This is a genomic window from Marinobacterium sp. MBR-111 (assembly GCF_040547585.1).
GTDB classification, from domain to species: Bacteria; Pseudomonadota; Gammaproteobacteria; order Pseudomonadales; family Balneatricaceae; genus Marinobacterium; species Marinobacterium iners.
Genome location: NZ_JBEPQA010000056.1, coordinates 1 through 6,085, shown reverse-complemented (window position 1 = coordinate 6,085; position 6,085 = coordinate 1). Strand labels below are relative to the sequence as shown.

Annotated in this window: 6 protein-coding genes; 5 read left to right on the top strand and 1 reads right to left on the bottom strand. The window is 53.5% G+C overall.

Annotated features, from left to right (window positions below; all coding sequences use genetic code 11):
• Window positions 1–210: 210 nt before the first annotated feature.
• The 5 genes from ABIE61_RS18405 (at window position 211) to ABIE61_RS18385 (ending at window position 5,121) form a co-directional block, all read left to right on the top strand.
• Window positions 211–1,095 (top strand): YagK/YfjJ domain-containing protein, encoded by an 885-nt coding sequence (locus ABIE61_RS18405; protein ID WP_354412250.1) that lies wholly within the window; start codon window positions 211–213, stop codon window positions 1,093–1,095.
• Window positions 1,096–1,220: 125 nt separating this feature from the next.
• Window positions 1,221–1,679: a helix-turn-helix domain-containing protein gene (locus tag ABIE61_RS18400; protein ID WP_354412247.1), complete on the top strand. Its 459-nt coding sequence runs from the start codon at window positions 1,221–1,223 to the stop codon at window positions 1,677–1,679.
• An 84-nt stretch (window positions 1,680–1,763) separates the two neighbouring features.
• Complete coding sequence (locus ABIE61_RS18395) at window positions 1,764–2,912, top strand: hypothetical protein (RefSeq protein ID WP_354412245.1); 1,149 nt, start codon at window positions 1,764–1,766, stop codon at window positions 2,910–2,912.
• 752 nt (window positions 2,913–3,664) lie between these two features.
• Window positions 3,665–4,288: a hypothetical protein gene (locus ABIE61_RS18390; RefSeq protein WP_354412242.1), complete on the top strand. Its 624-nt coding sequence runs from the start codon at window positions 3,665–3,667 to the stop codon at window positions 4,286–4,288.
• Between the two features lie 80 nt (window positions 4,289–4,368).
• Window positions 4,369–5,121, top strand: a complete 753-nt coding sequence (locus tag ABIE61_RS18385; RefSeq protein ID WP_354412241.1) for a SapC family protein — start codon at window positions 4,369–4,371, stop codon at window positions 5,119–5,121.
• A 217-nt stretch (window positions 5,122–5,338) separates the two neighbouring features.
• Here ABIE61_RS18385 and ABIE61_RS18380 read toward each other — a convergent pair.
• Window positions 5,339–6,085, bottom strand: a 747-nt coding sequence (locus ABIE61_RS18380) for an RpnC/YadD family protein (protein WP_354412238.1), incomplete at its 5' end; no start/stop codon positions are given.

Below are 6,085 nucleotides of genomic sequence, written 5' to 3'. Positions count from 1 at the left end.
TGGGTGAATCGAGAATGGCGTCCATTTTACCGCCGCAGGCCGCGTGGTTACAGGTGTGTGGAGATGCGAGCTGAGTTTTAAGTCACGGAGTCAGGAAAGAGAGATCAGGCATAAGTCCATGATACCCAACCCTCTACCTCCACCACAGTGAGGGCAAACACCCGAGTGATCTCCACGCTCAGTCCCTTTAACCGGTACTGGAGCACACTCATGAATCCTTACAACCCAGAACACTACCAAACCTACGTCAACACCTACGGTCCATACCCCAGCCCAGTCGCTGATCCTGATCCTGCCATCGAGACCTTCGATCCTTGGGAAGAACACCCGCACAACACGACAGGACAGCCCAAGCGAGTACCCGGTAGCCCTCAGCTGCGTCTGTATTACGAGAGCCAGTACCGAGGCTGGTCGGTCTCACAACAGGCGCATTACGGTGGACTGATCGAAAACTACCTGAAACGTACCTGGGAGGTGATCGATGCCGCACTGACGGAATATCCAAGAGTCTATGCCGTGCGAGTGGATCTGCGTTACCCACAGTGCTATCCAGCAGAGCTGAGTCGGGATAACCACTGCATGAAACAGTTTTTTTATTACCTGCAATGGGAGCTGGATCGTGCAAACCACAAGTACCCGACACGGATTCATTACGTCTGGGCACGGGAGCAGAGCCGCAGTCCCAATCCGCATTACCACCTACTTCTGCTGTTCAATCGAGATGCGATTAATTACATGGGGTGGCCCCAGCCCAGTGACGAGGGCGGGTACCACCGCAACAACCTGTTCCACAGCATTGTAAGGGCTTGGGCGTATGCCTTGGGGTTGGCGAATGACCCAGGGATCAATGGGCTGGTTGAGTATGGCAAGAAGAGCCAGTATGACAGGGATGATCCCTATGGCGGTGACGAACATTGCAGCCAACGCGGTCATACAGGCCACAGCACAGGAGAATATAGAGTCTCCTGTAAGCCAGCGGATGGCTATGAATTGGCCCGACTGCACTACCGAGCCAGTTACCTGTGCAAAGCCTATAGCAAACGTTTTGGTGAAGGGACGCATTGCTTTGGTAGCAGCCGCAGGCGTCGTTGCTAACGGCAGCAGACGGATCGGGTGAGTCCGAGTCGTTACCGGCACAGGGACGTGCATCCAGAGTGAAAAATAAAAAAATACCCAAGCCCAATCCTATGGAGCACGCAGCGACAGAGGAGAATCGAGCGATGCACACCGACCGCACAGAGTCAGTGAACGGCACAGAGGAGAAAAGCCCACTGGAGGCGGACGCCATGCCCCAGTGGCAGGCGCCAGGAACGAATCCACCGCTTGCACCCAGCCACCCAGAGTCACACCCGACTGCAGCACCGACAGGCCAGACGAAACTATCCTGTCTCAACCAGGCAGAGATGATGCAGCACAGCGCAGTTGATCAACCCGAGACTCCACCACCGAATCGAGGCAAACGGCCTCCGAGTGACCCACCGAAAGGACTGCACCCCAGCGTCGAGGCGATCCTCACACTCAGGCACGAACGGGCGATGACACAGATGGAAATGGCCGGTGCCTTAGGTATCAGTCAGCGCACTCTACAGGACTGGGAACGGGGTCGACGACAGCCGCAAGGGCCGGGGAAAGCGTTGCTGGAAAGGGTTATTGGTCAGCTTCAGGCCGACATGAGGTGACAAGAATAAATTTTAATATCTACTTGTATTCTCTAAGATTCACCCCTAAATTTTAGCAGGAATCTAGAGATAGGTAGAATTTTTATGTACTCAACTTCATACGCTCCGGTGATTTCACCGGAAGATTTATCGGTGCTATTGGACCATGTGCCCGATACATTGCTCAGCACCAATACAGCCCAGGGTCAACTTCATCGATACCTGACCTACGAAAACACATTATTCAAAAATCTGGCTCAAGGCGAGCAAACGATCAAGGCTATCCTGAACACTGATGATGAGCAGAGCATCAGGCTTGGGATATCACCCAAGGCCTCTCAGGCAGAGCTGTCCGACAGGTATGAAATGCTCTTTGCAGCTTATCGGCAACTAAAAAACTACAATCCGATTCTGCTTGAACCACCATTCAGCTTTGAGCATCCTGAGCACTCAAAAGCTTGGGAGCCACGCGACACAGATGTGACTCTAAAGGGCTTCATGGAGTTGAATCCTGCGCTGTGGGTGGTCAACATTTTATGCTCGTGGGTGGAAAACACACGCAAGGCTGGGACCGATGGGACGACAGAGCAACGCGCCGCGCTTGAGCTGATGTACGACGACATACGCGGTGTAGCCGGTACGAAGGGGGAGAAAACCCAGTTCCAAAAAGCCACCAAGTTAGCTCAAAATCGATCGGCCAAGCGCATGGCCTCCGTCAGCGAGCTGGTGAGGTCCTATCAGCGTAATTATCAGCACATAACAGCTATTCCAGTGGTTTTGGCCTACACACAGCGCAACGCCTATGTCTCACCCACTGTGGCTTTGGACAGTTTGAACAGTCATCTACGGTCGTTATTGGCGCTCAGAAGCAAGAGTGAACATCTAAAAAACACGATTGGTTATGTCTGGCAGATCCTCTACACCTCACCTATCGGGGTGCATGCTCGGTTGATGTTGCTGTTTGGCAGTGCTTTCGACACCACCCAACTGGACGATGTTATAGACGAGGTTGACAGCCTCTGGCGCTACGTCACCAATGAACACGGTCAGGTGATGCAAGAATACCTGGAGCCTGAGAAGCCGGGGGCCACGCCTTCGCTGCAAGCCTTTTCCACGCATCCACTCCAGCCTGAGAGCTGGGATGCCATCCTCCACAGGCTGAAATATTGGCTGCTACTGGACCACTACACCCATCTCGTCCCTCCTGGGAACCAAACTTTTGGGCGCAGCTACCTCTCACGCAGACCCAGGTAAGGCTAGTTGACAGGATAAAAAACCTTGGCTATTTTCAAAATCGGACCATTGATGAAGGAGACCCGTAACGAGCTGATAGCCATTGACACTAGGGCCTGATGCCTCAGAAACACACCAGACTAACGCAGCAAAGGAGGTTCATTTACAAGCACATAGATCACAAAGATAGCCAGTCGATGTTTATGTGATTAACACACCGAAAACCCAGAGAGGAGAGTCAAGAACACAGAGAAAACACGTTCCAGGGCTGACATTCAGTCCACTCACTGCCGATACACAATTTCATTTTTTAGATTAACGGCAGCGGGTTTTTTCTAGATACAGCTGGTGAGATGGCCAGCATTTTTTGAGCAGAAAAATCACCCAAACTGAGTGGATGTCGATCTACGGTCGACGCCTGGAGAATACTTATGCCTATAATTCCGCGTAACTACAGTCGTGCTCCGAGCGCGATGATTTCAAGCCCGAACTCGCCTTGTCGAGCGTGTAGACATTCGGTCGTAGCAATAGCGTACGCAGGCGGTGATCTTGCTGAGCACATGGGCCATGGCTTTCATCGACATCAACTACAGCCAGTGCAACAGATGCGGCCCGATAAATATACCATAGGTCTAAGGAGACCACTCAAGAATTCGTTACACACCCTGGTGTGTAGCTTACCGAGGCTGATCAACGGCAGTTAGGCTGCATGCCTACGCCTCCGTGACCAGTCAAATGAGTGATCTCAATGTGATAGATCTTTGGAGCTTATTATGTTTACTGTCCCCGCCGATTGTGAATTTCCTCAACCTGATAACACCCGATATGCCATCGGCTCTGGCTTTGCCGGTGTTACATTGGCCGATATTCAGCATTTGTTCAAACGCTTCCCCATCGTGCTGAGCGCTGAACAGGGCATACTCCCCGAACTCCTGATTGACCCGAAGTATCCAGAGGCCCTCAAGGGGTATGTTCCTGAGATCTGGGACTTCAAGATGTGTACGTTGGACGAAGCGCGTGCCCGGATGGGGGCCGAGGAAGTGGATTCGTTGGGTTTGCACGAGTCATGCATGATCCTCTGCAAAAACCGCAGCAGTACAGCTGAGCTCACCTTTGAATTGCTTACTGTGCTGGAGCAGGCGCAAGTGCTCATATCAGCAACTGTTTATCATTTGGATGTTACGTCTAGCTGTCGAGTGGTACAGGCTAATCTTTTGAAGCAGCGCCGAGGCTGGTTCAACCAGCAAGCATTAGGGCCTGCAGCTTTGCAGATGGCTGAGTCTTTGCTGCACTCTCAGCAGCACCTAATTCGCTGTGAAGGCGTACTGATGACAGAAACGGGCTACCAAAACTGGCTAAACCCAGGTGTTGGTCATTATTCCCCTGAAGTCCATTAATCACCAGAACGTCTATGCCGCTGCCGTAACACGCAGTGCCGCTATACGACCGCTCAGCACTGATGCCAGAGGTGAACCCCATGTTGCTACTGAACCCAGAACAACACCTTGACCTGCACTTCACACCCATTGATAACGCCTGGCTGACATTCGCGCGTAGCCCTGTCCCGCTGGTGTTACAGGACCTGGATGCGCTGCAGGGCCGTTACCCGATCGTGATCAGCCCGCACGGCACACCGGTTCCCTTGCTGCTGCCGGAGCTGCTTCAGCCCCACCAAGCTGCCCCTTGGGACAATTACACGCCCAATCAGCTGCAAGCCTATCCGTTCCACCTGATTCAACAGCCCGTGATCGCGGATGACGGATCCACCGTTGAGATCCGTGAGAGTCTGGCCATCGATGAACACTGCCCACACCTGCAACTGAGGGCCGGTTATCGGTTATTTGATGATGACGGACAGCTGACGTCGTTTACCCGCAGTATCATTGACCGCCTGCATGCATTGGCACAGGCCCAGTCACGCACTGAACGCTTTATGCGCACGTTGGAACGTGTCGGGGTCATGGTCCCAGCACGGGTCTACCATCAGGGGGAGTGTTTCGACTGTCGTTTGATTGACCCGCTACGGCTGGACAGGGCGATGGAGGCCCTGGATTCCGAAGCAGAGGGTTTGAGTGCCACCGTACTGGCCCATCGGTTGCTTGATGCCCAAGAGAGACTTGAGGCTGATCAGGTTCGTTGGCTGACCCAGATTGAGGGTGAGAAAGGGCTGCATGAAATCACGATCATGACAGGTGAAAACGTGGATAAAAGCACTCAGCCAGTGCAGTAACGCTGATACCGGGGCGAGGCATCAGGGAAAGAGGGCTGAGACGCTTCTTCCGGAGGTCTGGCCCTCAGCTACCAGGTCATAGACGGTATTAACCCAGGCCTGGGACCTGAGCGCATGCAAGCCAGGTCACGCGGGGACATAGCTCGAACAGCGGATAGCCATAAACCTTTCGCTCAACAGCAACACCGTTGTGGGGCAGGAGAGTCCCTACCCTGCCTCAGTGCTTGCCCAGCAGGGCTTCTAGGCTTTCAGCCGTTAGAACACCCTTGGTCCAGGTATCGAGCTTGGTCGCATCGGCTTGGCTGATCATCTGGGTTGCCCAATCCGGTAGTTGCCCAAATTTCAACTCCAGCAAGCCCAGGGCCGTTTCACGCATTGTTTCTAATCGGCCCTCCATGCGGCCTTCCACCCGGCCTTTCTGGATACCGATCAGCTCACCCTTCTCCAACCCCACCCGTTCAGCGGTATTGATATACGGCATGTTCTTGTCCTCCTCGATCGCATAGATCGTATTCAAAAACGCTTCATTCAGACTGCTGGGGAGCTGGATCATCCAATCAATCACGTTGAACAGCTCCAGGATCTGCTGCTTGCTGTAGCCGCGTTCGTACATCAGGCGGATGATAGCGACTTTGGCATCTTTACGTGCCACGCCGTCTTTCACTCGCTTGGCCTTGAGCTGTGCCATCACCACCAGGGCGAACACATTGGCGCTTTGTTCCAGCACTTCCCAGTTAGACTCAAAATCGATCAATTTGCTCATGGGAAAACGGTACTGCAGTGCACATCCCCAGCGGTCATAGTTGAATGCCGCTGGCCTGAAGCCGGGACTGGTATCGGCCAGCACCGCAAGGCTCACCACATCCACACCGTAGCGGTCACGCAGGCGATACTGGTAAGTATACATCCGTTGTGCAAAAGCGTCCTCTGGCTCGCCCTGCACCTCAACATGAATCAGCACCCA

Coding starts and splice junctions, on each gene's coding strand:
- ABIE61_RS18405 (WP_354412250.1), top strand. CDS start 211: ATGAATCCTTACAACCCAGAACACTACCAAACCTACGTCAACACCTAC.
- ABIE61_RS18400 (WP_354412247.1), top strand. CDS start 1,221: ATGCACACCGACCGCACAGAGTCAGTGAACGGCACAGAGGAGAAAAGC.
- ABIE61_RS18395 (WP_354412245.1), top strand. CDS start 1,764: ATGTACTCAACTTCATACGCTCCGGTGATTTCACCGGAAGATTTATCG.
- ABIE61_RS18390 (WP_354412242.1), top strand. CDS start 3,665: ATGTTTACTGTCCCCGCCGATTGTGAATTTCCTCAACCTGATAACACC.
- ABIE61_RS18385 (WP_354412241.1), top strand. CDS start 4,369: ATGTTGCTACTGAACCCAGAACAACACCTTGACCTGCACTTCACACCC.